The sequence below is a fragment of the Paraburkholderia sp. J8-2 genome, from assembly GCF_905220195.1.
GTDB lineage: Bacteria > Pseudomonadota > Gammaproteobacteria > Burkholderiales > Burkholderiaceae > Paraburkholderia.
In genome coordinates this window covers 63,153-89,149 of record NZ_CAJMZA010000020.1, presented here as the reverse complement: position 1 = coordinate 89,149, position 25,997 = coordinate 63,153, and the positions used below count along the sequence as shown (strand labels likewise).

Here is a 25,997-nt window from a genome sequence, read left to right as displayed (position 1 = left end):
TACCGATGGTTCGGTGGCTTGCCCGGCTCATCCATATTGCAGTAAGCGAACAGACCACCTCAGTATCGTAAAAGAGTGGTCCGGGCTGCCGGTCTGGCCGGGAGCTCAGTGAAGCTTGACGCGTGGCAGTGTCGTCCTTCTCAGCCAATGCGCAACGGTGTCTAACACCATTCGCGGATAGCCATGCATAGCGGCAATGTGCATCCGATACAGTGACATGTACATGAAGCGAGCAAATAATCCATCGATAAACATGCTTCCTCCAATCACGCCTCCCATCAGACTTCCGACCGCGCTGAGACGACCGAGCGAAACCAGGGAACCAAGGTCGCGATATGTGAAATCAGGCAATGGCCGCCCCCTCAACCGGGCGTCCAGCGCCCGGAAGAGGAAGCTTGCTTGCTGATGCGCCGCCTGTGCTCGAGGAGGGACATTGCGGCCGTCTTCCGCGGGCAGCGGGCAACCCGCACAGTCACCAAGAGCGAAGATACTGTCGTCGCTGGTTGTCTGCAGTGTACGGCGCACCTCGAGTTGCCCAAGCCGATTTACATTGAGGCCGTCAAGCATTGCAAGTACTGATGGCGCCTTGATGCCCGCTGCCCAGACGGTTAGGTCGGCCCGGATCGTCCTGCCGCTTTTGGTGATCACGTGTCCCGGCGTAACCTCCGCAACCGTTTCTCCCGTCATCAGCTCGACCCCGAGTGTGGAAAGTAGCTCGGCGGTGGCATTTGAAACCCTCTCGCTCAAGGCAGGCAGGATCCGCGGACCAGCTTCAATCAGTGCGATACCGACGTCGTGCCGTGGATCAAGATTGTGTAGCCCGTAAGCGGACAGCACTTGCGCCGTGTTACGCAATTCAGCGGACAATTCGACGCCAGTCGCGCCTGCACCGACAATCGCCACCTGGATTTTCGGCTCGCCGATCTGGTCGTTCTGTGCACGTTCGGAGCGAGTGGCAGCGCGAACACATGCAGAAATCAGACGCTTACGGAATCGCTCCGCCTCGCCAACAGTGTCGAGTGCTATTGAGTTCTCAGCCGCGCCCCTTACCCCGAAGAAATGTGTCGTGCTGCCGATGGCAATGACCAATGTATCGTATTCGAGTTCGCGGCCAGGTAACAGTTCGAACCCGTCGTCATCGGTACTGCCACGCAAGGTAATCCGCCGTGCGCTTCGATCCAGACCGACTAGCTCACCGAGCTGGAACTCAAAGTTGTGCCAGCGCGCTTGCGCTGCGTAAGACAGTTCTTGCGTGAATGGATCCATGCTTCCGGCCGCCACCTCATGCAGAAGCGGTTTCCAAATATGGGTCGGCGAACGGTCCACAAGCGTGACTTTTACTTTTGAGATTCCTTTCCGCTTGGTCGGTGCATAACGATCGCCGAGGCGGGTTGCGAGTTCGAGCCCACCAGCACCGCCGCCTACCACGATGATTCGATGCATACCCATCCTCCGTTGCTGCTTTAGGTTGAAACACTGCCGCGGCAGGTTGGCGGTCCAATGAACGCAGACGACAAAGGTATCGTGAATGACGTCACGCAATTGAACTCGCTGGCGAACCAGGCAAACTTACGCATCACGCGTTCGGCCGACCGGAACGGTTGACGTCCCCGAATCTCTGAGCGCGTGCTTTGCGTCGCTGGCCGCAGAGAACCGGAGGCCTTCATCAGGTTCGCTCGTCAATCAGACACGGATCCAATGATTGAAGTTGGCGAAATGGTCGTGACGTCGTCCCGGATCCAACGCCATAAGATGCGTCTGAAACGCCGCGGTTCCGCGCTGTTCGAGAACAACGCCATCCCTGGCTGGTCGTGGCTGTAAAAGAAGACTTTGCGCTCGGGTCAACCCACGAGCACTCAGTGACGCCGCTCCTCGCCCCGTGAACGAGCGATGGCACACGTGACGAGTATAGCGTTTTGTTATCATAAAACGCTATATGAAAGTACAGAAATTTCTTGTAGAAAGCTATGTGGTAATGTCACGCCCCCGCCGGCATCGCTAAGGGGCTGCTGTTGGCGACATTGACCCGTGCCCTGCGGGGTCTCAATCCAACGAACCCGGGGGCCTGTCCTCGCAGGTGGATGCGACCTCCACACACTGCTCCAGGGCTGCAGAGCTCACGTCATGATTTGTCAGTGGGTAAATCGTTGCGCGGCTTGGGCGATGCCCGACGTGATAAGTTCGCCGAGCCGCGCCTGGACTCTACGCAGTTCGTCGAGACTGATGCGATCGAGTCCTACATGCCCGTCGATGAGGACCTGGAGCAGATAGTTGGCTAGTCCTGCGGCACGCTGCTGCCCGCTGAGTGGTAACGCGTCTACCCACATTGCAAGTGGTGCTTGATTTGTGCCCGCACCAAACACAGCGACGTTTTCACTTTCCATGCGAAGTCCTCGCAGTCCGTTATATGCGTCTTGGGCGGCTTTGCCGAGTGAGCCGCTCCCCGCAGCGTCACCCGCTGCGCCGACGAGCCAATCGACGACGGCGCCGACTGATGAAAGGTCGATCATGACTGTCTTTCGTTGAAGTAGATTCGTATTAACCAACAGGACGACCGCGCAAAGCGGCACAGGCCATCGGCGCCAGGAGTGGTCCAAAACGGTAACACGGCGTGAGCAACTTCGGCCAACGCACAAGCTTCCGATTGATGCCCCTCTCCGTCTGCAGGGCGTGGCACATGGGGCTCGGCGCCATTGCCCCGCGGCGGAGTACTGAAGCTGCGACGCTCCCCCCGAAGGCGGTCCGGCGCGCGAGCTTCGGCAATCATCGACTCCTGAACGGCTGTCAGACATCGCCCCGCCCGTCAAGCGATGAGATGAGCCATCGTCGAGCGTATTGAGCAGCAACTCTCGCGGCCCTCCGCCCAGGGTATTCACCTGGGGTCGCTTCGTTTACATATTGCGTTTCGTAACAATAAAATGCATACCACGCCTCCAGCCCCCCCGGTCTACCGCAGAAATGCGGACAGTCGTGCAATGGCCTGAGGCTTCCGCTGCGCAGCGCCGGCGGATGCTTCATTTTTATAGTAGTACTAATCGTAAACCACTATCGAAAATCAATGAACATTCGCTGTGACGACTTTTGATCGATCGTTCGTGTACCTGCCGGCTCATGAACTTATGTCGCGGAATATCTTTGATCGACGATACGATGAAGAGAGGAGAAGTGCCGTGCACAAAACGATTCGCTGTATTGCAGGCATTACAACGGTCTTGCTGTCGCTATATGCAGCGAGCGCAGTCGGATCAGAAAAGATCACCATCATCGTCGGTGGCATCAACAAGCTGATATACCTGCCGCCGAAGCTCGCAGAATCCCTTGGCTACTTCCGCGACGAGGGTCTCGATGTCGAACTGCAATCACAGCAGGCAGGCGTTGACGCGGAGAACGAGCTCGTCGCCGGTGCTGCGCAAGCAGTCGTTGGCTTTTACGATCATTCAATCGACCTTCAGGCAAAGGGTAAAGAAGTAGAGAGCATTGTCCTGTTTGGTCTCGTACCCGGTAGTGTAGAAATGGTTCGCTCGGATATGGCGAACCAGATTCGGAGCATGGGAGACCTCAAAGGAAAGACGCTAGGCGTTACCGGGCTTGGCTCGTCATCCGCCTTCATCGGCCAGTACCTCGCTGCACGCTATGGATTGAAGACTTCGGATTACACAACGCTGCCTGTCGGAGCAGGAAACGCGCTGCTTGCAGCGATGAAGCAGCGTCGAGTTGATGTTGTTTGGAGCACCGAGCCCACCACCTCCCTGTTGCGCACGACGGGTGACGCGAAGGTCCTGGTCGACCTCAGTAGCGTTAATGGCACCAGGACTGCCCTGGGCGGCTTGTATCCTGCCTCAAGCCTCTATGTGCAAAGAATCTGGGCTGACACGCATAGAGATGACGCCCGGAAGCTTGCGCGGGCATTCGTGCGAACACTTCACTATATCCAGACACACTCGGCAGAGGAAATCGCGGACAAAATGCCGTCTGACTACTACGGTGGCAACAAGAGCCTATATGTGAAAGCCCTTCAGGCCTCGATGTCGATGTACTCACCCGACGGAAAAATGCCGCCGGGGGGGCCCGAGACCGTCCTGAAGGTCATGAGCGAATTCAACTCAAACATTAAAGGCAAACATATCGATCTCGCGAGGACATTTACCAACCAGTTTGTTGATCAGGCTCAGGCCGCGCAGTAAGCCAGTCAGTCCCTGCTTCGGCTTTCAGGACTCTTCGCTTGTGCGAGTCCGCCATATCTTTTCTGAATATCAGGAGTACTACACAAATACGCAAGACCTCTAGATAAATCGACAAATTACCAACCAGAAAATACCAACCTTTTGGAACTCGCCCAATGAAAATAAAACTTCTCGCCCTCGCTACGCTCGGGGCTTTCGCAGGCGTCGCTCATGCGCAGAGCAGCGTCACGCTGTATGGCATCATCGATGAGGGCTTCAACCTCAACACTAACTCGGGCGGCAAGCATCTCTACAGCCTCGCAAGCGGCGTGATGCAAGGCAGCCGGTTTGGCCTGCGCGGTTCCGAGGACCTGGGCGGCGGCCTGAAGGCGCTCTTCGTGCTCGAGAACGGCTTCGACGTCAACAGCGGCAAGCTCGGTCAGGGCGGTCTGCTGTTTGGGCGGCAGGCTTACGTCGGTCTGGGCAGCTCGCGCTTCGGCACCGTCACGCTGGGCCGACAGTACGATTCCGTTGCCGACTACGTTGGCCAGTTCGCGGTTGCCGACCAGTGGGGCGGCAACATCTCGGCGCACCCCGGTGACCTGGACAACTTCAACAACACGTACCGCAACAACAACACCGTCAAGTTCGCCAGCGCCGACTACGCCGGCCTGAAGTTTGGCGGCACATACAGTTTCGGTGGCGTCGCTGGCAACTTCTCCCAGAACCAGATCTGGTCGCTGGGCGCCGGCTACAACAACGGTCCCCTCGCCCTCGGCGTGGCCTACCTGAACGCGCGCACGCCGTCGAATGCCGGTGGCCTCTTTGGCAACAGCACCTCGACAACCACGGCCGCGGCAGTGACGACGCCGGTCTATTCGGGATTCGTCAACGCCAACACGTACCAGGTCATCGGTGCAGCCGGCGCATATACGTTCGGCGCTGCCACGCTCGGCGCAACCTACTCGAACATCAGCTTCCGCAACCTGGGCGCCAACGGCACGACGATCTACCGCCATGGTACGAACGCGACGTTCAATAACGTTGAGGCGAACTTCAAGTACCAGTTCACGCCTGCGCTCCTTGCGGGCGTCGCGTTCGACTACACCGACGGCAGCAGCGTCACGCTGGCGAACGGCACGGACAGGGCCGGCGCCAAGTACTATCAGTACTCGATGGGCGTCGACTACTTCCTGTCCAAGCGCACGGACGTTTACGTGCTCGGCATCTACCAGCACGCATCGGGTGATGACTCAACGGGCAAGAGCGCCGTGGCGGCAATCAACACCCAGTCGGCCTCGGGCAACAGCAACCAGCTGCTCGCCCGCATCGGCATTCGCCACAAGTTCTAAACGGCGTCTCTGACGCCGCCGCTCGTTGGTGCACAACGGCGCGCCAGCGAGCGGTAAATTGGCCACGATCCTGACGGCGCCAGCGTGTTTTACGCGCACCCGTCTCGAACCAAGGCGCATTTGGCCCATGAGATAGGCGAAGTGCCGGGAGGAGTCGAGTAGGCCCCAGCCAAGCCCACAGTAAGTCATTCGCGGACGCGAAAGGAGCAAAGCGCCATCGCCAACAACCATCGCGTCCTGCGATGACGAAGTGGTGTACCGCTCACTTCGTATAGAAGCGAGAATCGGACGACCAGATTGCTTCTGGACATGTGCCGTCGTGCGACACATCGCCATTCGCGACGCATAGAGGCGAAGTGAGAGTCGCGCCACCCTCAGCGTGCCCTCCGTCTGCACGCTTTTCATTTGCCCGCAGAGAGTTAACTTTTCTTCATGTTGTTGCTTTGCATCTGATAGTGCAATCGCAATAACCTGTCCACAACGGTCGCGCAATTGGCGTCGTACCGGCAACCCAACCCGTTGAGGACAGAAACGATGAAAGCTCTTATGGTCGCAGCCGCACTTGCAGGCATTGCAACGACAACGTCGGCCTTCGCACAAACACCGGTTTCGACCGCCCCGAACTACGGAGCGCAGCAACCGGCTATGACACAAGTGAAGTACGTCGGCACCGCCGCACAAGCTGGTCAGTGGGTTCCTCCGTATGGGAAGCCCGGTCACCAGGAGAGTCGTGCTGATGTGTACCACGATCTCGTCCATGCGGAAAAAGACGGCCAATTGACCTATTTGAACTCGACAGTCTTTGCGCATAATTGAATCTTGTTGGGCGGTGCGTCCAACTCGATCGCCCCGACGAGGGCGCCTCCAGTATGCAGACGTGCGCGCACCGCATCAAACAAGCCACACACGGGGCTTGAGCCTTGCCGGGAATTACATCTTTACTATCGCTCCGCCAGTTTGAAAGTCGCGGCTGTTTCGGCAAGCTTGGTCGCCTGATGCTGCAAGGCCTGCGCGGCCGCAGCAGCCTCCTCGACCAGCGCAGCGTTCTGCTGCGTTGTGTTATCCATCGCGCTCACAGCGGTGCTGACCTGGCTCAGACCCTCGCTTTGCTCGCTCGACGCAAACGCAATTTCAGCTACGAGCGCGTTCACGCGGCCGATAGAATCTATGACTTCGTTCATCGTCGTACCCGCCTCGGAAACGAGAGCTGCGCCCGAATCAATGCGCGCGGCGGAATTTGAAATCAACTCCTTGATCTCCTTCGCCGCGACGGCAGAGCGCTGCGCGAGCGTCCGAACTTCACCTGCGACAACTGCGAAGCCGCGGCCCTGTTCACCGGCCCTGGCGGCCTCAACCGCCGCATTCAAAGCCAGAATATTCGTTTGAAACGCAATTCCTTCGATGATCGTGGTGATTTCGGAAATCGCCGTCGAGCTTCGGCTGATCTCGCCCATGTTCGAAACCGCTCGGCCGACCACGTCGTGCCCCTTGCGCGCGACGTCGGCTGCGGACGACGACAGTTCGCTCGCCCGGGCCGCGTTGTCGGCATTCTGTTTTACCGTCCCGGCGAGTTGTTCGGTACTCGCCGCGGTTTCTTCGAGCGACGCCGCCTGGGACTCGGTGCGCGCCGAAAGGTCCGTATTGCCCGCTGCGATTTCTCGAGTTGCAGTGGCAATCGCGTCGCTGCCTTCCCGCAGCGAGATGGCGGTGCGAATCAGGCTGCGCTGCATCGACACGAGGCCGCGCATCATGCGGCCCATTTCGTCGGTCGAGCGGACAACGATTTCGCGGCTCAGGTCGCCTCGCGCTATCTCTTCAAAATGAAAGATGGCCTCGTTGACGGGAGTAAGGATGGCACGACGGAGGTACAACCAACTCAGGAACGCTGCGGTCGCACCCAGAGCGATCACTGCGAAGCTGCCGATCCTGAACCAGTTATAAGCTCTTTCGGTTGCCTGATAGTCTTCTTTCGCTTGTCCCAACTGATACGCCTTTAACGCGTCTGCGGCGCTCTGCAGACGCATATACACCTGCCCCAAACCCGCCCTCAACTTTACGATTTCGTCGCGATTGCCGCTCGCGGTCGCATCTTGATACTTCGCAAGCGCCGCCTCAATTGTTTCGTACTCTCTGGTCACAGCTCCAGCCAACTGATCTTCTGCAGCGTCCCGCGGGAACGACAGGTAGCGCTGCCAAGCGGCGTCAGCACCATCGTGGACCGACTTTTCCATCGCATACATGTTCTTTGCATCATTCGGATCAAGCTGGATCGCTGCACGGTCCAACGTGGTGCGTTGTCTTCCGACATATATAACCATCTCACCGACAGCAATCGACTTCGGCATTTGAATGGCATACGTCTTCCGATTGGCGTTGTTACTCGCCATCATGCCTGCGAAGCCAAATCCGCCAACGCCCACCAGGAGGGAACCCAGAAGCGCCATGGCTAGCCCGAGACGGGCACTGATTGTTGTAAACCTGGAAAACATAATCTGTACTCCTCATCACTTTTTTTATATCTGTTTGGCTATTGGTAGCGCGTTCACATCGGCTTACGGCACGGGCACCGGATCACTTGAGTCAGCGGTGCGGGTTCTACCAAGGTCCTGACCCGGCGCCCCAATGGTTGCGGAGTCGATCATCGGAATGCAGGCTGCAAGATGCAAGGACGCCAGAATCCGCGACCACGTAAATAGGGCCGCACCGCGATGACTTTCATCCACGCCCCATCAACGAATCGCATCTTGTAGCATAATAAAGCAATTCTGGTGGCCCATGTAAGGCAACGTTCAATTTCAGCCGACACTAACGCTGGCGCGCAAGTGTAAACACTGATCCGGCAAATTGATGATTGCGTTTTATGATCATGAAACGCTATACTCAGGTCTCAAGGCGGGCTGTGTGCTAGACCCATACCAAAAAGCGGCGTCATGCGGGCCGTGGACTGGATGCCCGCCTCCCATATTCAGCCAGGCCCATCGGCACCTCTGGCGGACCATTTTTCTGATCGGAGACGCAGCATGACCATGAAGACCCCTTCGGGCGCAGCCCTTCTCAAGCCGGAAACTCTGCCGACGCACGAACGCGGCGGCGGCGCGCGAACGACTCCACTCGTTTCGCGCGAGCTGGGTACGTCGAGCTTCATTACCGGTTACACGTCGTTCGATCCGGGCGTGGAAATTCCCTTCCACAGCCACAACTGCCAGGAGAGCGTCGTTCTGATGGAAGGTGACGCAATCCTCGATATCGACGGCCTCGAATACCAGTTGAAGCCTCACGACGTGACTTTCATCCCGCCGAACGTCAACCACCGTTTCCGTAACCTCTCCAAGACGAATCCGATGAAGATCCTCTGGATCTACGCAATCCCTGAAGCGACACGTACGCTGACCGCCACCGGTCAGACAAATGCAGTCGCCGCAGAGCACGGCAAGCGCTAAGCGAAGGGATCTGGGGTGCGCGTACGCCCACCAACGGCAACGGCGACGTTGCTTTGAACGGAAAGTAGTCGAACGAGCTTTCCATTTCGCCTCTCGCCTCCCGGCACAACGATTCGTCATGCGTGTGCAGAGCAATTGGCTACGGGCACGCCTCCACAGCAGTACGCCCATCGGCGCTAGCGTCGCCCCGCCTAAATTACCGGCATCATCAGGAGATTCAAATGTCATTCACCGTTCAAGCGGAAGGGCTCACACAGTTTGGTACAGCCGTTCTCGAAACCTTGGGCGTACCTCGAGCAGACGCGCATCTGCTCGCCGACAGCCTCGTAACGGCCGAGCTATGGGGTCACTCCTCGCACGGTATGCTGCGTTTGCCCTGGTACGTGGAGCGCCTTCGTACTGGTGTGATGACGGCCGTGACCGACCCTGAGCAGGTGCTTGACGGTGGTGCCGTTTCGATTCTGGATGGCCGTCACGGCATCGGCCAGGTGCTGACCGCCAGAGCGGTAGAACTGGGCATCGAGCGCGCGCGTCAGTTCGGCATCAGCGCCGTTGGTGTGCGAAATTCGAACCATTTCGGCACCGCGGCTTACTTCACGCGCGAGTCAGCCAAAGCGGGCTGTGTCGCGTTCCTCGCAACGAATGCCAGCCCAGCGATGGCGCCTTGGGGCGGCCGAGAAAAGAGTGTTGGCACAAACCCCTGGTCGATTGCCGCTCCCGGTGGCCGCCGTGGTGTCGCAGTAATGGATATCGCCAACACGGCGGTCGCGCGCGGAAAGATCTATCTCGCCGCCGAGCGCGGAGTGGAGATCCCGGACAACTGGGCTGCCGATGAAAATGGCGTGCCGACAACCGACGCCAGCAAAGCAATTCACGGCCTTATCCTGCCAATGGCCGGACATAAGGGCTACGTCATCTCGTTCATGATGGATGTGCTTGCCGGCGTGCTCACCGGAAGCCAGTTCGGTTCGAACGTCATTGGCCCGTACGACGCCACAAAGACCAGCGGTTGTGGCCACCTTCTGATTACGATTGATATCAAGTCGATGATGCCGGTCGCTGAGTTCGAGCGCCGCATGGAAAGTCTGATCGACGAGATCAAGGATGTGCCCAAGGCGCATGGCGTTGAAGAAATCTTCTTCCCCGGTGAACTCGAGGATCGCAACACGGTGAAGCTGCGCGACGCCGGCATCACTCTTGCCGACAACACCTGGCAAAGCATGAGAAAGCTTGCGGAAGAAACTGACACCCCTCTGCCCGTTCCGGCACACGCTTAACGCTCCAGGAAAATCTTGATGATCGCTCTTATCGTCTCACTCAAAGTCCATCCCGAACGTTTGGAGGAGTTCCTCTCGGCCATCAAGGAAAATGCGACACGCACTTTCTCTGACGAGCCGGGCTGCAAGTATTTCGACGTCACTCAGGACATCAAGGATCCGCTGCATTTCGTGTTCTACGAACTGTACGACGACGAAGCGGCAATCGACGCCCACCGCGCTGCCCCGCATTTCGCCAAGTGGCGCGAAGCGGCTGACCGTTGCGTGGTCAAGGGTAGCCAGGTCAACACACTGTGTACCCAACTTTTCCACCACGCTTAATCATGCTGCCGCGGGCAGGCTATGCCTGCGGAAAGCGATGATCTGAAGGATCAAGTCATGGCACTCGAAATCAATACCGTCAATCCCGTCAGTGGAGCGGCGCTCGAAACGTATCAGAGCTGGTCGGCCGAACGTATTGAACAGGCTGTGGCCGCCGGCCACGGCGCCGCGCTCGCCTGGGGCAAGACGCCGCTCACCCAACGCGTCGACGCCATCCGCCGGCTTGCGGACGAACTGCGTCGGCAAAGCCCTACCCTGAGCAAGCTCGTTACGACCGAGATGGGCAAGATCGCGGCTGAAGCTGCCGGCGAAGTCGAGAAGTCCGCGGTGACCGCGCTGTACTACGCGGATCATGCCCACCGTATCCTCGGCGACGAAAAGGTTGACATTGAGAGCGTCGATGCATGGGTGAGCTACGAGCCGATTGGCCTCGTTCTCGCTGTCATGCCCTGGAATTTCCCGGTCTGGCAGGTCATGCGCTTCGCCATCCCCTCGTTGACCGCTGGCAACGGCGTAATCCTCAAGCATTCGCCTAACGTAACGGGCTGCGCGCTGGCTCTTGAGCAGCTTTTTGTTGACGCTGGATTCCCGAAGGACCTCGTCACCACCCTGGTTGTCGCCGAGCCGGATGTTCCTCAGGTGACGGACAGGCTCATTCGGGATGACCGCATCGCGGCTGTAACCCTGACGGGTTCGAACCGCGCTGGCGCGGCTGTCGGCGCTGCCGCGGGTCGTGAGTCCAAGAGGTCTGTGCTTGAGCTCGGTGGTTCTGACGCGTTCGTTGTTCTGGACGATGCGGACTTGCCTCGCGCTGTTGAAGCCGCCGTCAAGGCGCGCTTCAATAACGCCGGCCAAAGCTGCGTGTGCGCAAAGCGCTTCATCGTCTCGCAGGCAGTCGCTGACGCGTTCACGGAACAGTTCGTGGAGAAGGTGGAGGCGCTCGTCGTGGGCGATCCGACCGAAGCGGGAACACAAATGGGGCCCCTCGCCCGTGCAGATCTGCGGGATGCTCTTGACCGACAGGTCAAGCGCTCGGTCGACGCTGGCGCGAAGCTGCTGACTGGCGGCAAGGCCATCGACGGCGCAGGCTATTTCTATGCGCCCACTGTCCTTGGCAACACCGCGCCTGGCATCGCTGCGTTCGATGAAGAAACGTTTGGTCCGCTCGCGGCGATTGCTGTGGCCAAAGACGACGACGACGCGATCCGTCTGGCAAACGCGACCCAATTTGGTCTGTCGATCAGTATCTGGTCCGCGTCCTCTGACCGCGCGCTCGCGATCGCCAAGGGGGTGACAACCGGGGCAGCGTTTATCAATGCGATGACGGCATCCGACGCGCGCGTGCCGTTCGGCGGAACGAAAAAGTCGGGCTACGGCCGGGAGCTCGCGACGGCCGGGATCCGTGAATTCACGAATACGCGAACCTACTGGGCCGCCCAACCGAAGTAAGATCTCTTCAAAACGCTGAGGGACGGATACCCGCGCACTCCGTGGGTATCCAGCACATTCCTTCCATCGCGTTCGGGCCCGTTCGCGGAGCTCTGCGCTCCCACACGGACGTCATCACGCGAGTGCGACTTCTGCAGTTCGCCATTCCGCTGCGCTGCTACCATGAAAACGGGTGCAAAGACGCCTCTGCACAAATACTTCGGCGGACTCTTGTGAAGAATCGCTGGTTTTGACTGTGGCAGATCAGCAGCATCGACTGGCGCGGGGACTATCACCTGCTTCAGGATGCTATCGGCCGCCGATAGCAGTGCACAGTGATTCGGGCGCCTGGTCCCGCGTCGGTGATGGAGATCGAGAAATCGTGCAGGCGAAGGATCGCCGAGACCACACTGAGCCCCAGTCCCGTTCCCGGCAAGTGTCGCGTGCGCTCACTACGATAGAAACGTTGCAGCACTGCCTCTCGTTCCTCTGCGGGAATGCCTGGCCCGCTATCCGTTACTTCCACCCGTGGCCCTGAGGGAAACTCACGTAAAACGATGCCCACCATGCCGCCCGGTGGAGTGAACTTGATCGCATTGTCCGCGAGGTTGCTGAACGCCTCAAACAGAAGTGCCCGGTCCCCCGGGACAATTGCGCCAGCGTACGTCTCGACCCTCATCTTAATGTTACTGCTTTCGGCGAGGGGCTCATAAAGCTCCCAAACTTCACCTAGGAGCACCCCAAGATTGACTTCCTCGAATGCTCCGCGTCGGTCGAGTGTGCCGATCTCAGAAACGCGCATCATGGCTCGAAACGTTTCCAGCAGACGATCAACGTCCTGCCGGACGTTGACGACATCTGCATCAAGTTCCCAGTCATTATGCTTGAGTGCGCGTCCAGCAATTTGCGAGAGCCGCGTGCGGACATGCGCCAGCGGGGTCCTCAAATCGTGAGCGATCCCGTCGCATGCGCCCTTGACCTCACCCATCAGGCGCTCCACTTCACCTAGCATATGGTTGACAAGATGCGCGAGCATGTCGAGCTCGTCACGGCCGCTAACGGGCAGCCGGCGTGACAGATCTCCCTGGGCTATCGCGCGCGTGGCCGTACGCATCTCTCCTATACGCGCCATCTGCCGCCGCGTTAGCAGGTACGCAACGAGCGCTCCCAAGGCGAGGCAAAGCACTCCACCCAGTACGAGCGCGTCAATGCTGTTCTCGCGGATGCTGAGGTAATGCGTGAGATCGCGTCCAACGAGAAGGATTTTTCCGTCCGTCCGCCGCTGTGCCATTACGCGCATGACGGGGGACGTTTGCGCACCATCGATCTGCAGCGTGTGTTTCAGCGTAACGCCTTTGCGCCCGATTGGCACATTAGGCGGGAGAGCAAGGACGTCGCCCGCGAGCCAATGTCCGTCGGCGTCAAACAGCCCGTAGTAGTTCGCGTGCAGGCGTTCATGCTCGAGCCGATTCCGGATCGCGCGCTCGACGTCGTCGTCGGAAAAGGATTCAAAGTAGTTCAACTGCCAGTCGATGACGACGTCGGTACTGCGTTCCATCGTGGCAGTGATGGAATACGCGATGAAACCCAGCAACAGCAACAGGGAAAGTGTGAAGAACGCCGCGTAAAAGCTGGCAAATTTCGCCGTGGACGACTGCCACCGGCCGGATGGCAACACATGGTCGCCGGTATGAGATTTATTCAAAGGCAACCTGCGCATTCGCCACCTGGCGTCATGAGTGGACGGGCAAGGTGCACATGCCCGCCCTCCTCAAATCAGGACTGTGCTGACATCGGTGTCGGCTTGTGTGAGTTCTGGCTGACCACGGGCGAGCGCGTCATGGTCATCACTACTGCTGCGCCTACGATGAGAAGAAGGCCGGCGATGCCAAATGCCCAGTCATAGCTGCCAGTGGCCTGGATCACATAGCCGGTCGCGATCGGTGCAATCATACCGAAAATATTTCCGCCTACCACGACGAACGCCATCGCCTTCGCAACGTGCTTTGCGCTGGGCAGGACATCGTTCAGAAGCGCGAAGTTCAACGACGTCGTCGACGCAATGCCTGCGAGAGCGATCGAAAAGACCACCATCAGAATGGCGAGATTCGTTGTAAAGGGGACCGCAAGAATTACCGAGCCGGTGAGCATTGCCAGTGCAACCGAATTGCGGCGACGACCAGACCCAACCCCACTCTTTTTCAGAAGACGATCGCTCAAACGGCCGACAGCGACGCACAGGAGAACTGCTGCGGCATACGGAACTGCCGCCAGGGCTCCGGTGTGTGTGAGACTCAGGTGTCGCGTTGTCTGCAGGTAGCTTGGCAACCACGTAAGGAAAAGATACTGGGTATAGACGTTGCAGCCCTGCGTAATCGCGAGCCCCCACAGGGTGCGCGACCGGAGCAGCGTGCGCAGACCACCTGCGGTGTTCGTGTCCTCGAGTTCAGCAACAGGTGCCGTACCACGCTCCCGGATGATCTTTTCCCGCTCATCGGATTTCAGCCAGCGCGCCTTTTCGGGCGGATTGAAGAAGATGAGCCACGCCCCTAGCCAGATGAAGCCGATCGCCCCCGCGATGACGAACGACAGACGCCAGCCAAATGCCGCGACCAGTGCACCAAGCAGCACCGAGCAGATAGCCGGACCAGCGTAAGAGCCACTATTGAACATCGAGGTGACCATTCCTCGCTCGCCCGCCGGGATCCACTGCCGAATGACTTTCCCCCCGACCGGGTTGCTTGTCGACTCACCGGCACCCATCACGAGACGTGCCGCGATCAGGCTCGCAAAACTCGTTGCGGCGCCAGTCAGTGCAGTCGCCGCCGACCAGATGAAAATGCCAACCCCAGCCATCCGTTTGGTGCCAAACCGGTCGACGAGAAAACCCATCGGCAAGAGGAATACCGCGTAACTCCAGATAAATGAGGAGAACAGGTAGCCCATACCCACCGCTGTAAGGTGGAACTCGTGCTCGATAGGCTTCGCCGCTATCGAGAGGGCAATGCGGTCCATGTAGTTGATCATGGACAAGGAAAACAGGAAGACGGCGATCCATCCTCGACGATACGACATGATTGTCTCCGGGGTGTTTCGACGGTATCGAACCTATCGCCGAGACCGTTCTAAGAGTTTTGTGACCACAAAATGCACTTTGGGATTTAAAAAAACGCCACACTTGCCGTGGCGTTTTCGCCTGCCCAGTTTCACGTTTCTTCGGGAAACACCTCCTGGGCACGCACTTTTGCCCGGCGCGCGCCGTCGATATGCTCGCGAAGTAGCGTCGCGGCTTTAAGCAGGTCGTGCTGGGCGATGGCGTCCAGAATGGCAAGGTGTTCCTTCGCCTGTCCCTGGCGCGGTTTGCGCGCCCGCGCCTGCCGATACTCTACGAGGCGACGCAGACGATCCATCCGCCGGACAGACTGTGCAATGAACCGGTTACCGGACCATTTCGCAATCGTTTCGTGGAACTCGCTATTGGCCTCAAAAAGCTCCACCGAGTTCATGGTGAGGTATCCAGAGCCGGCGATGAATTCCTGCCTCCTGCGCAATTCTTCGAGCTCCGCGCGGTTCGCCTTGAAAGTCGGAGACATGATTCCGGTCGGCTCAATGGACGCGCGGAACAGATAACTCTCCTCATACGCGTCAACCGAGTCGATCATCGGCATGAACTGCCAGCCATGGCCGACCTGCCGTTCAAGCCAACCCTCTTCCTGCATTCGCGACAGCACGCGGCGCAGCTCACTGCGGGATACGTCGTACTGGCGCATGAGGTCCGCCTCGGACACCACATCGGGTAACCGTCGAGCGAGACGATCATCGGCGATCTTGAGGTAAAGGGGATCGTCCGGCTCCTTGAAGAACTGCTCGGCTACGTCGGTCACGTCGCGGGCCGCCTGTGCCATGAAGAAGCCCCGGTTTGCGTCGTAGTAGACGACGCCAAGCGCAGCGAGATGGTGCAATGCCGCATTTACCGGCGTCCGCGAGGTCCCGATTTTCTCGGCAAGCAGCGATTCCGCCAGTCTGTCCCCGACAGACAGGTCCTCGCGTCGTGCGAGGGCGATGATTTCGCGTGCGACACGCGTCTGCAAGGGAGTAAGGGGGGCTTGATTTTCGACAGAGGTGTCCATGTCTTCTACGGGCGGCAAATGGCCGTTCACCCCGGCTGGAGTAGCCGGGGCCAAACAGGTGTTAACCAGTGATTCTGCCATTGCCGCTCTCCTCTGGAGTCTACGAGGCGCTCGCCTCAGGGTAACTCCCTGCTCTAAATGCATTTGCGTATTGCGTTTCATGATCATAGAATGCACAGACATGAAACGCAAGCAGTTGCAGCTTGCCTTGGAGAAAACCCCGATGTTCGCTTTCTGCGGTTACCAGATGTTCCTTCCCCAGCAGCAGCCCGAATTCCGGGCTGCTACCGGACCTGCGTTTCAGTTTGCGGGCAATCTCAACAAGGCGGTCTGACGATGGAACGCACATTCGCAATTGTCGGCTGCCGCACGACCATAGAACGCAACGCCAAGGGAACGGGGATCTCGGTCTACGAAGTGTTTCCGTCGGGCGCATGGCAACATCTCCAGACGCTCGAACCGCTGAACAACCCCAGTTTTCTTGCGCTGAACAAGGCGCAAGATCGCCTCTATGCGGTGCATGGGGACGAAAACGAAGTGAGCTCCTATCGGATTGACCCAAACTCGGGCTTCCTGAGCCCTCTGAATATGCAGACCGGCATCGGGCGCAATCCGGTTCACCTGGAATTCTCGCGTGACGGTACTTCGCTTGTTATCGCCGGCTATGCTACGGGAAGCCTGACCTGTGTACCCATCGCCCCAGACGGTTCGCTCGACGCGCCCTCGCGTCTCGTGATGCTCGAGGGACGCGCGGGGCCGCATTGCATCGAACAGGGTTCGTCCCATCCACATCAGGTCTCGCGCTACGTCACGCGGCATCGCAATAGCGACTGGCATATCGTCCCCGACAAGGGGCTCGATACCGTGTTCGCAGTAAGGTGGCTGCCCGACGGGACTTCCGTCGTTCAGGGCGCAAGGGCGCGCGAAGGCGCTGGACCGCGTCACGCTGCTTTCCATCCGGACCGGCCGCTTATCTATGTCGTCAACGAACTTGATTCAACGCTGACCACATGGTCCTTCGATGTCGCTAGCGGCCATTTGGACCCCGTGAACACCATTTCCGTGATCCCCGGCAACCATCACGAATGGACCCGCGCTGCCGGAATCGCAATATCTGCTGAAGGTGGCGCCCTGTACGTCACCAACCGCGGCCACGACACGATCGCCAGCGTGGTCCTCGACAGCGCCACGGGCCTTCCGACCGACGTTCAATGGACACCGGCGCAAGGGAAATTCCCACGATTCCTGTGCATCGGTCCGGATGGGACGACCCTCTACGTGGCGAACGAAAATTCGCACGCGATTGTGCAGTTCGCACTGGATACAGAGGGTGGCAGGCCCGTTCCAACGGGGCGCCGCATTGATACCGGAAGCCCGGTCTGCATTATATTTGCGCGAATCGCGCAGTAGCACAGCAATCGTCACAGACAGGAACCACGGGGCGACAAGTCGCCCATTGACTTATGCGCTGGCCGCGAAGGAAGCGATCTGATTCAGTTCCCGGCGTCTTGAATGGTCCAGCCGACGCACTGTGGCTTGTTTGACCAGGCAAGACTCACGCGCTGCGATCAGGACCGGACGACGAAATGAGCTAATACCATTCACGTCATTAGTTGTACGAATCAGCAATCTGGCTGATTACCTTGACTAACTTGAAACTACACAGGAGACGACAGATGCAACACGCGAGAGAACTCCCAACCGGCGATGCCAGCACCCGACGGACTCCTCTCTGGCCGTATGGCTGGTGGGCCATTGTCGAGCTACGGATCGGCATCATTCCCCTCCCTATCTACATTCTGTTGATCGCGCTCGTCGCCGGCTTCGTCATTACGGGCAAAGTACCCGGCGAAATTTCGATGGCCATCGCTGTGCTTGTGCTTTGCGGCTTTACCTGTGCGGAAATCGGAAAACGGCTTCCGGTCTTCAACAAGATCGGTTCCGCGGCGATCGTTGCGACGTTTCTTCCCTCGTTTCTCGCCTTTCATCAGCTACTTCCGGAAAAACTGATCGGAATGGTGACCAATTTCACCAATGTCAGCAACTTCATGTACCTGTTTATAGCCTCGATTATCGTGGGCAGCATCTTCAGCATGGACAGGGAGGTCCTGATACGTGGCTTCGCCAAGATCTTCTTTCCGCTAGCCGCAGGATCGATTGTGGGCGGCATCGTCGGAACTGCTGTTGGAACCGTGCTCGGCCTTGGCACAAAGCATACGTTGCTCTACATCGTCATCCCGATCATGGCCGGGGGCGTTGGCGAAGGCGCGATCCCGCTTTCCGTCGGCTATTCGGAAATCATGAAGATGCAGCAGGGCCCCATCTTTGCGGAAGTTTTGCCTGCCGTCATGATCGGCAGCCTGTGTGCGATCCTCTTCTCAGGGGTGCTTAGCTGGATCGGCGAGAAGCGTCCCCATCTGACGGGCCGCGGCACGCTCCAGCCCGCCTCGGAAATCCCGAAAACCCCCCTTCACGACTCGGTGCCGTCGACGCCCGACGTCAATACGGTCGCGGCAGCAGCGATTACCGCAATCTCCCTGTACTTGGTCGGTCTCCTCGGACACCGCCTGCTCGGCCTCCCTGCGCCCGTGGCCATGCTGTTCATTGCCGTCTTCATCAAGGTCTGCAGGCTTGTGTCTCCTAACCTTGAGGGCGGCGCGCGGATCGTCTACCAGTTCTTTTCCACCGCGGTGACCTATCCATTGCTGTTCGCGATTGGTACGGCAATGACGCCGTGGGACAAGTTGGTAGCCGCCATCAACATTGCGAACGTCGTGACGATCGCAAGCACCGTAGCAGCACTGATGGCCACCGGGTACCTCGTGGGTAAATGGCTGAAGATGTATCCGATTGATACTGCTATCGTCAATGCGTGTCACAGCGGTCAGGGTGGTACTGGCGATGTCGCCATTCTTACGGCATGTAACCGCATGAGCCTGATGCCCTTCGCGCAGATTGCAACGCGAATTGGCGGAGCGATCACGGTTACCGTGACCCTACTCCTCCTCTCGCGTTTGTATTGATCGCAGTCGACGGGCGGATTTCAATCCGCCCTCCGAACGGGCTGAAATCCGCCGCGCGATGCACTAAAGCGTTGTTCGACGCCGTAACGAAGCGGGGGCGGATGCAAGGGATGCTGACGTGCAACACGCGACAGTCGCACTTCTGCCTCCGAAACCGTCAGCGTGACGTCAAGCCGAACACACTGACGGCGGCATGAAGCCGCTTTGCTTGTTCATCCAATGACTGGGCCGTGGCGGCAGACTGCTCCACCAATGAAGCATTCTGCTGGGTTACGATGTCCATTTGGGCGACCGCCTGACTTATTTGGGCGATTCGACTGCTCTGTCTATCGGACTCTGCAGCAATCTCCCCCATGATTTCCGTCAACCTTGAGACAGATCTACTGACTTCGCTCATTGTGACGCCGGCGCGCCTCACTAGCTCGCTGCCCCCGTCAATCTGACCAACTGACGCGTCAATTAGGCCCTTGATTTCCCTCGCCGCACCAGCGGCTCGCTGTGCAAGGGACCGGACCTCGCCAGCAACTACTGCGAAGCCTCTACCCTCTTCCCCTGCACGCGCCGCTTCGACTGCTGCGTTCAACGCTAAGATATTGGTCTGGAACGCGATGCTTTCGATCATGCCAATGATTTCCGTGATCTTCGCCGAGCTGACGCTGATTCCGCTCATAGTAACGACTACGTCCGAAACTACTGCATTTCCGCGCGCCACTACCTCCTGAGCCATTGAAGCTAGGTCCAGTGCAGCCCGGGCACTCTCCGCATTGTGCCGCACAGTGCTCGTCAGATCGCCCATGCTCGTAGCTGTCTGCCCGAGCGAGGCAGCTTGCTGCTCAGTGCGCGATGAAAGATCAAGATTGCCCAAGACGATTTCGCGCGTCGCGATGGCGACAAGGTCGGTTGAACCAATCACGGCGAATACGGCCTCTTCGACTCGTTGCATCAGGCGGTCGAAAGCTGCCGCAACGTGACTAAACTCGTCCATGCGTAGGGGCTCTCCGCGAGAATTCGAAAGGCGCTTTGAAAGGTCGAGCGTGTCGGCGACTTCGCCAAAATGGGCCACCATGCGATCAAGGGCACCGGCTACCGTACGGTCAATCCACCAACCGAACCCAACAGCCGCGACTCCAGCGGACAAGGTAATCGCCAGCTGAGTTGTCATCAAAAACCGGCTGCCGGGAGGCGCGTCTGCGCCGACTGTGGCAAGCCCGAATCCGCTAGCAGCAGCAATGAGCAGCATCAGAACTGCACAGGTTCCGAATCCCATCAGCAATTTGAACCTGACCTTCAGGGCGATACCTCGCATTTTGTCTCCCTCATCTTGTACTTTTCCTGTGTCCTGCGAAGTTTGAAGCGCCCTACTGGGAAAGCCGATGAATCGATCAGAGACGAAACTTGCCATCAATGAGGATGAATGCGATGCGTGCATAGCGGTCGGAGCGATTGCTCCAGGCGTGATTCGTGCCTCGCTGGACCACTACATCGCCGGGCCGCAGCTTCACTTCTCCTTTGTCCAAGACGAGCCAGAGCTCACCTTCAATCAGGATTCCGTAGTCGACGGTCTCGGTCCGGTGCATATTCGGATGTGGCGAGGCCTCCGTAGATGTACCGGCATCGAGCGCTCCCATCTCCGCAAAATGTGCTGTCGAGTCGGCGGCGTCATGCTCAACATCCGGCGGAATGTCGAGTACACGAATGACAGTTCCGTTAATCGGCGGACGCAACTGAAGGGATCCAGCGACGGCGTCAGGTCCGTTGTCGATTCGCGCAGGCGTCTCGTCGGTTGCCCAAATTTCGTGGAATAGAAGCCCCGGTAGCGAGTGTATTGGAAAGGTCCGCGCGTCCTCGTTCATGGCAATCACGGCCGCGCCCGAAGCGTCGTGGCCAGTCACAATGCGACGCGGTATCATCGTGCTCATACGTTGTTTCCCTATGTAATCAATTTCCGTCGCCGACTGTGGTACCACCATCCACGACGATGTTTTGCCCGGTAATAAAGGCTCCTGCGCGAGAGGCCAGCAAAAGCACGACTCCCGCTACCTCGTCAGGCGTGCCAACGCGTCGCAACGGTGTCAGCGCAAGGCGCCGTTGCATCGCTTCGACGTTTTCAGTGAGAGGCGCGGCAAATCCCGTATCGATAACGCCGGGCGAGATTGCATTTACGCGCACATTCGACGCCCCCCACTCGACCGCGAGATTGCGAGCGAGCGCCGCATTTGCTGCCTTTGTCACGCCGTAAAATCCGAGCGACCGATTGCCCCGGAGGCCCGCGATGCTGGACATCAAAACGACACTGCCGTCACGGCGCTCAGCCATACCGGGTATCAGTAAGTCACTGAGATACTTCACGCCGAGCAGGTTGATGGACAGCGTGCGATTCATCTCCTCGTCGCTGAGCTCTCCGAGAGGGCCGAACGGCGGCGCATATCCCGCGTTGCAGACGAGAACGTCGACCCTACCGAATGCGGCCAAAGCAATCTGGGCGAGTTCTTTTATCTGGTCACGCGCGCCAGCGTCGCAGACGTAGTGCGTTGCTTCAACTCCATTTTGTTCACGCAGTGCGCGGGCGGCACTTTCGCCGCCGGACACGTCGTTGGATGAGATGATGATGCGTGCGCCCGCCTCTCCCAAGAGCCGAGCCATCGCAAAGCCCATCCCCGCGCTCGCTCCCGTGAGCAACGCTACTTTTCCCTGCATATCAAACAGCTCAGTCATCTTGTCACCTACCGGGGACAGTCTCGGCCGAAAGCGCGCGACGCACTAGCGCTCGAGCGCTACCGTCATGCAAGAACCCCAGTCGTTCAGCCGTCGGCGTGCGCAAATCGGGATATCGGCCAAATCTCGCTTCGAGTGCAGCATCCGGGGAGTAGCTCAAGAGCGCACCCGCGTCGACGCCATACTCATCTGCGAGTGCATCGGCAATCTGCTCAATCGACAGCCACAAGGCGGGAAGAGTCATCGCGCGCCCGACGTCTTCGTCGCTCATTGACATCGTTGCTGCTAGCAGAAGATTGTCGACAAGGCGTGGCACGGACATCCACCACATGATTGCCTGCCGTGAGACGGGACAGACGTATGATTCGTTCGCCGCGAGTGCGTGCATGATGTCGCTCATGAACGCGGATAGTTGTCCGGTCTTGACGCGCGGTCGTGCGACAATACCGGATAGCCGAAGGGAGATTCCGTCAATCCATTCTCGTCGTGAATAGTCTCGGACAAGGATTTCGCCAATCTGCTTTTGTGCACCGTAACTCATCTGGGGCCGAAGCGGAGTTTCGTCATCGACAGTACTTTCCAGCGGACCACCTAGTGCGGCGACCGAACTCGCGAACACGAACCGTGGACGATTGTTGCCTCCGCGCGCGGCCTCAAGCAGACGCACCATCCCGTCAAGATTCGCTGCGCGGCCGAGCTCATAGTGTTGCTCGGCCATACCACCTGGAACGCTAGCCAGATGGAACACGATATCGAGCGGGGCATCGAACGCGGAATTTATCGTCTGCTCCTCCCCAAGACTGCCGACAATGACGCGGCAGCCATTGTCAGTTTCATAGCCGGGTCTGCTGACGTCGAGTAGCACCAGCTCAGCGTTTGCAAGTTCGGGAGGACATTGGCGGGAACGCAGACGTTGAACCAACGCACGTCCGGTGAATCCGCTTGAACCGGTTATCAGAATCTTCATGCAAAGAATTCTAGATTCGCCCCGCTATCCCGGTCGCGTTGAATATTTCGATACCTGGCTTCTCCAGACCTGATAGGTCGAGCCTGTCATGTGGGCGACTGCCACACGAGACATGCGAGCGCCAACAAACATAAGCACTGCGGGCCGGCATATCGCTGAAAGCAGCGACGTGCCGGCCCGCGAGCATGATTGACGCTATCAACCGAGTGGACTGTTATTCCTTGGTAGCCGGCGTCTTGTCGGGCACCCAACTGAGCGGAACGGCCTGAATCCGATAAACGAGATTCGACACCGGCTGAGGACGGCCGGGCACCGGCGGCTGGGGGGCTGAGCCCTTATACGGAGACACATATTCCCAGACAATCTCACCTTGAGGCGTTACCTCAAAGAAGCGGCCGTTAATCGCCTCGTCAATCAAGGTGTTCCCGTTCGGTAGACGTTGAGCTCCGCCCATGAAAGGCGTGAAGAACCTCCAGTCGGGCTCCCCGCTGTATGCCGCCGTATATTGCCAAACGATTTGGTTGGTGCTCGGGTTGATTTCAATGACACGAGAGCCACCTGCGACCTGCAGCTCCACTGACGGATATCCAGCTTCACCCTGGTTGTCGAGCATCAGAATGTTTCCAGCGCCCGGCACCCCCTCTGGAATCATATATGCGTCATGCTGCCCGCTGATTTGGTCAATGGGCTTGGGCAACCTATACGCCGACATGGGCGACGCCTTAGGATAGTCCGGCCCAATCCTCCATACGACATGGCCGGTCTTCTTGTCGATGATGACCGTGAAATTCGCGTCGCGCGAGCTGATGAGGATATTGTCGGGCGCGAAGCGCGAATCACCGGCCTCCGCCCAGCGATTCGGTCCGAGCACACGCAAATCGTTCGTGTGCAGGAAGTCGACCGCCGCCTTCTTCTTGATTAGCTCGAGCTCCTCCGGCGTGAAACCGAATTCGTTCAAGTGGTCAGTTGCACTCCAGGACCAGACGATGTTCCCGTCCTTGTCGACCTCGCGGATAACGTCATCCAGCATTGGACGGTCACCAAAGCCAGGAATCTTCCGCCCGACGTTGGTGAGGAGCAGCATGTGGCCGTTCTCGAGGCGCTCCCAGTCATGATGTTGACGCGCGGCACCGCCCGGTGCGTTCTCGCCCCACTTCCAGAGCGGCTTATTATTCCAGTCAACAAGCCCGAATGTTTTGTTTCTAAATCCCGCCGGCAGCCCCGGTACGAGGCCTGTGCCCGCGGCACCATCCGTGACCTCGATTGCGCTCAACTGAACGCCGATGACGCCCTTCTTTCCCGAAACGAGCTTGGGGTCAATCATCTTCGACGGGAAGCCCTGTTCGGGCCACTTCTGGACGAGCTTGCCCTCTTTGTCGACGAGGTAGGTCGCGTCGTCAGTGCTGAAAAGTACGTCGCATGGGTACGCCTTAGCTCGATCGTAGACGGTCACCCCCGTCGGTGCCACGCTGGGAACAGCAAACGCGCTGCCAGCCAAAGAGAGTAGCGACGCCGCCAGACACGAAATTCGAAACTTCAAGCTTTCCTCCGTTTGTAAGCTGAGCCGCTCTGAATGTGCTCGTACGTGGGTGGTCCGAGTCGGCGGGAGCAGTCCCGGACGGCAACACCTGCACACCTACTGCGCGTGTAAGTCCTCTGATACGAATTTTTTTGTGCCGATTTTAGGAGGGTGGCGGCACCAAGTCGCGTTGTTTATATGAATGCCTAAATCCAACCGCAGTGATGGACGCAGTCCATGCTTTCTACTGTAACAATCGCCAGTGCGAATGTATTGATGCCGTCAACGCCCGGTATGGGCGCAAACCATTTCTCAAGCGCTTCGGCCCTCCGTAATCTACATGGTGCAAATAGAACAAGACCGGGAGACTCGCATCCGTCTGTCGTCCCGTTGCTCCCTCCGAGGGCGCAACGCAGGCAACGCTGTTGTTGCCACCGCCTTGTTCCTGTCGTATCAGCAACCTCCAATAAAGGAAACGAGCATGTTTCGTTACTTCTCGACCAACTACGTGTGGAACCTCTCCGTCAATCTGGCGATTGAGATGGGCGCACGTATTGGCGAAATTGAAGAGATGTGTGGTCCCTTGCAAGAGGCCGCGAAGCAACCGGATGCAGAGGGTACGCGCGCCTTCCGCGAGGCATGGGTCAAATTGGCGGACCGTCTCTGCAGTCTCGCCGAGGAAGACGAAGCGCGTGGCCGCCTGCTTTCGGCCGGAGAGAAGTACAAGCGCGCCTCCATCTATCTCATGACCTGCGAACGTCTGCAAGCACATGACGCGCCGGGGAGAATCGAGCTCTATCGCCGCGCGCTTTCAACATTCCTCAAAGGCATTGAGCTGCTGGGAGAGAACTGCGAGCGCGTGTCCATCCCCTATGGGAACTCGCATCTGTCCGGACTATTCGTGAAGGCGAAGGGCGACGGCAAGCGCGCGCCACTGCTGGTTCAGGTGAACGGCCTCGATTCAACAAAGGAACTGAAATACCTCGTTGGGCTGCCGGCATGGCTCGCCGCTCGTGGCATTTCGTCCCTCATCGTCGACCAGCCTGGCAGCGGGGAAGCACTCCGCCTCGAAGGCCTCACTGCGGTCTACAACTCGGAGGTCTGGGCAAGCAAGGTTGTCGACTGGCTCGAGACACGCGATGACGTTGACCCCAAACGCATCGGCATGGAAGGTGTATCTCTGGGCGGTTACTACTGCCCGCGTGCCGTTGCGTTCGAGCCGCGCTTTGCATGCGGCGTAGTGTGGGGGGCCAATCACGACTGGCGCGACGTCCAGAAAAAGCGCCTGCAACGCGAGGGTAACTTCCCGGTTCCGCACTATTGGAAACACGTTTGCTGGGTCTGGGGCGCGAAGGACATCGACGATTTCATGCACATCGCGGAAGACGTGCATCTCGACGGTGTACTCGACCGCATCAAGGTGCCGTTCCTCGTTACACACGGTGAAAAGGACTCGCAAATTCCACTTGCATGGGCACATCGGACGTACGAGCAATTGGTGAATAGCCCGAAGCGCGAGCTGAAAATTTTCACCGACCGCGAAGGCGGTGTGCAGCACTCCAGCTTCGATAACTCCATCAACGCTGGCCAATACATCGCCGACTGGGTCGCCGAAACCCTCGGCGGCCACACGGCCCTGTAATCGTCTCTATCCCCGACTTC

At 58.6% G+C, this 25,997-nt stretch carries 22 protein-coding genes; 11 read left to right on the top strand and 11 right to left on the bottom strand.

The window, feature by feature from the left end:
* Nucleotides 1–105: 105 nt before the first annotated feature.
* Together U5A52_RS30550 and U5A52_RS30545 are read right to left on the bottom strand one after the other, a co-directional pair.
* Nucleotides 106–1,443 (bottom strand): NAD(P)/FAD-dependent oxidoreductase, encoded by a 1,338-nt coding sequence (locus U5A52_RS30550; protein WP_321937481.1) that lies wholly within the window; start codon nucleotides 1,441–1,443, stop codon nucleotides 106–108.
* Nucleotides 1,444–2,132: 689 nt separating this feature from the next.
* A complete protein-coding gene (locus tag U5A52_RS30545; protein WP_321937479.1) occupies nucleotides 2,133–2,510 on the bottom strand; it encodes a hypothetical protein in 378 nt (125 codons plus the stop codon).
* Nucleotides 2,511–3,119: 609 nt separating this feature from the next.
* Here U5A52_RS30545 and U5A52_RS30540 point away from each other — a divergent pair.
* The 3 genes from U5A52_RS30540 (at nucleotide 3,120) to U5A52_RS30530 (ending at nucleotide 6,331) form a co-directional block, all read left to right on the top strand.
* Nucleotides 3,120–4,184: an ABC transporter substrate-binding protein gene (locus tag U5A52_RS30540; RefSeq protein ID WP_415774079.1), complete on the top strand. Its 1,065-nt coding sequence runs from the start codon at nucleotides 3,120–3,122 to the stop codon at nucleotides 4,182–4,184.
* Between the two features lie 155 nt (nucleotides 4,185–4,339).
* Complete coding sequence (locus U5A52_RS30535; RefSeq protein WP_321937478.1) at nucleotides 4,340–5,515, top strand: porin; 1,176 nt, start codon at nucleotides 4,340–4,342, stop codon at nucleotides 5,513–5,515.
* Nucleotides 5,516–6,049: 534 nt separating this feature from the next.
* Nucleotides 6,050–6,331 carry a hypothetical protein gene (locus U5A52_RS30530; RefSeq protein ID WP_321937476.1) on the top strand — a complete coding sequence of 94 codons (282 nt, stop codon included), beginning with the start codon at nucleotides 6,050–6,052 and terminating at the stop codon, nucleotides 6,329–6,331.
* A gap of 125 nt (nucleotides 6,332–6,456) precedes the next feature.
* Here U5A52_RS30530 and U5A52_RS30525 read toward each other — a convergent pair whose 3' ends face one another.
* Nucleotides 6,457–8,004 carry a methyl-accepting chemotaxis protein gene (locus U5A52_RS30525; protein ID WP_321937475.1) on the bottom strand — a complete coding sequence of 516 codons (1,548 nt, stop codon included), beginning with the start codon at nucleotides 8,002–8,004 and terminating at the stop codon, nucleotides 6,457–6,459.
* Between the two features lie 531 nt (nucleotides 8,005–8,535).
* Here U5A52_RS30525 and U5A52_RS30520 point away from each other — a divergent pair.
* From U5A52_RS30520 to U5A52_RS30505, 4 genes are all read left to right on the top strand, one after another.
* Complete coding sequence (locus U5A52_RS30520; RefSeq protein WP_321937474.1) at nucleotides 8,536–8,955, top strand: cupin domain-containing protein; 420 nt, start codon at nucleotides 8,536–8,538, stop codon at nucleotides 8,953–8,955.
* A gap of 221 nt (nucleotides 8,956–9,176) precedes the next feature.
* Complete coding sequence (locus U5A52_RS30515; RefSeq protein WP_321937473.1) at nucleotides 9,177–10,232, top strand: Ldh family oxidoreductase; 1,056 nt, start codon at nucleotides 9,177–9,179, stop codon at nucleotides 10,230–10,232.
* Nucleotides 10,233–10,250: 18 nt separating this feature from the next.
* On the top strand, nucleotides 10,251–10,553 hold the full coding sequence (locus U5A52_RS30510) for a putative quinol monooxygenase (RefSeq protein WP_321937472.1): 303 nt from the start codon (nucleotides 10,251–10,253) through the stop codon (nucleotides 10,551–10,553).
* A gap of 57 nt (nucleotides 10,554–10,610) precedes the next feature.
* Nucleotides 10,611–12,002: an NAD-dependent succinate-semialdehyde dehydrogenase gene (locus tag U5A52_RS30505; protein ID WP_321937470.1), complete on the top strand. Its 1,392-nt coding sequence runs from the start codon at nucleotides 10,611–10,613 to the stop codon at nucleotides 12,000–12,002.
* A gap of 280 nt (nucleotides 12,003–12,282) precedes the next feature.
* On the opposite strand, the gene U5A52_RS30500 is transcribed toward U5A52_RS30505, so the two are convergent.
* The 3 genes from U5A52_RS30500 to U5A52_RS30490 all read right to left on the bottom strand — a co-directional run bounded on the left by U5A52_RS30500 (nucleotide 12,283) and on the right by U5A52_RS30490 (nucleotide 16,192).
* On the bottom strand, nucleotides 12,283–13,701 hold the full coding sequence (locus U5A52_RS30500; protein ID WP_415774077.1) for an ATP-binding protein: 1,419 nt from the start codon (nucleotides 13,699–13,701) through the stop codon (nucleotides 12,283–12,285).
* A gap of 56 nt (nucleotides 13,702–13,757) precedes the next feature.
* Nucleotides 13,758–15,056, bottom strand: coding sequence for an MFS transporter (locus tag U5A52_RS30495; RefSeq protein WP_321937467.1), 1,299 nt, complete (start codon nucleotides 15,054–15,056; stop codon nucleotides 13,758–13,760).
* 131 nt (nucleotides 15,057–15,187) lie between these two features.
* Entirely contained in the window at nucleotides 15,188–16,192 is a 1,005-nt protein-coding gene (locus U5A52_RS30490; protein WP_321937466.1) for a GntR family transcriptional regulator, read from the bottom strand.
* Nucleotides 16,193–16,292: 100 nt separating this feature from the next.
* Here U5A52_RS30490 and U5A52_RS30485 point away from each other — a divergent pair, with 100 nt between their 5' ends.
* The 3 genes from U5A52_RS30485 (at nucleotide 16,293) to U5A52_RS30475 (ending at nucleotide 19,134) form a co-directional block, all read left to right on the top strand.
* Entirely contained in the window at nucleotides 16,293–16,445 is a 153-nt protein-coding gene (locus U5A52_RS30485; protein WP_321937464.1) for a hypothetical protein, read from the top strand.
* A gap of 2 nt (nucleotides 16,446–16,447) precedes the next feature.
* Nucleotides 16,448–17,521 (top strand): lactonase family protein, encoded by a 1,074-nt coding sequence (locus U5A52_RS30480; protein WP_321937462.1) that lies wholly within the window; start codon nucleotides 16,448–16,450, stop codon nucleotides 17,519–17,521.
* A 266-nt stretch (nucleotides 17,522–17,787) separates the two neighbouring features.
* Nucleotides 17,788–19,134, top strand: coding sequence for a 2-hydroxycarboxylate transporter family protein (locus U5A52_RS30475; RefSeq protein ID WP_321937460.1), 1,347 nt, complete (start codon nucleotides 17,788–17,790; stop codon nucleotides 19,132–19,134).
* 157 nt (nucleotides 19,135–19,291) lie between these two features.
* On the opposite strand, the gene U5A52_RS30470 is transcribed toward U5A52_RS30475, so the two are convergent.
* The 5 genes from U5A52_RS30470 to U5A52_RS30450 all read right to left on the bottom strand — a co-directional run bounded on the left by U5A52_RS30470 (nucleotide 19,292) and on the right by U5A52_RS30450 (nucleotide 24,356).
* Nucleotides 19,292–20,440 carry a methyl-accepting chemotaxis protein gene (locus U5A52_RS30470; RefSeq protein ID WP_321937459.1) on the bottom strand — a complete coding sequence of 383 codons (1,149 nt, stop codon included), beginning with the start codon at nucleotides 20,438–20,440 and terminating at the stop codon, nucleotides 19,292–19,294.
* Nucleotides 20,441–20,516: 76 nt separating this feature from the next.
* Nucleotides 20,517–21,053, bottom strand: a complete 537-nt coding sequence (locus U5A52_RS30465) for a cupin domain-containing protein (protein ID WP_321937458.1) — start codon at nucleotides 21,051–21,053, stop codon at nucleotides 20,517–20,519.
* 19 nt (nucleotides 21,054–21,072) lie between these two features.
* The gene (locus U5A52_RS30460; RefSeq protein ID WP_321937456.1) at nucleotides 21,073–21,849 is read right to left on the bottom strand and encodes a glucose 1-dehydrogenase; all 777 of its coding nucleotides are present in this window, start codon (nucleotides 21,847–21,849) and stop codon (nucleotides 21,073–21,075) included.
* Between the two features lie 4 nt (nucleotides 21,850–21,853).
* The gene (locus tag U5A52_RS30455) at nucleotides 21,854–22,816 is read right to left on the bottom strand and encodes an NAD-dependent epimerase/dehydratase family protein (protein ID WP_321937454.1); all 963 of its coding nucleotides are present in this window, start codon (nucleotides 22,814–22,816) and stop codon (nucleotides 21,854–21,856) included.
* A gap of 214 nt (nucleotides 22,817–23,030) precedes the next feature.
* On the bottom strand, nucleotides 23,031–24,356 hold the full coding sequence (locus U5A52_RS30450) for an aryl-sulfate sulfotransferase (protein WP_321937452.1): 1,326 nt from the start codon (nucleotides 24,354–24,356) through the stop codon (nucleotides 23,031–23,033).
* Nucleotides 24,357–24,816: 460 nt separating this feature from the next.
* Here U5A52_RS30450 and U5A52_RS30445 point away from each other — a divergent pair, with 460 nt between their 5' ends.
* Entirely contained in the window at nucleotides 24,817–25,977 is a 1,161-nt protein-coding gene (locus U5A52_RS30445) for an alpha/beta hydrolase family protein (RefSeq protein ID WP_321937545.1), read from the top strand.
* The last annotated feature ends 20 nt before the right edge of the window (nucleotides 25,978–25,997 follow it).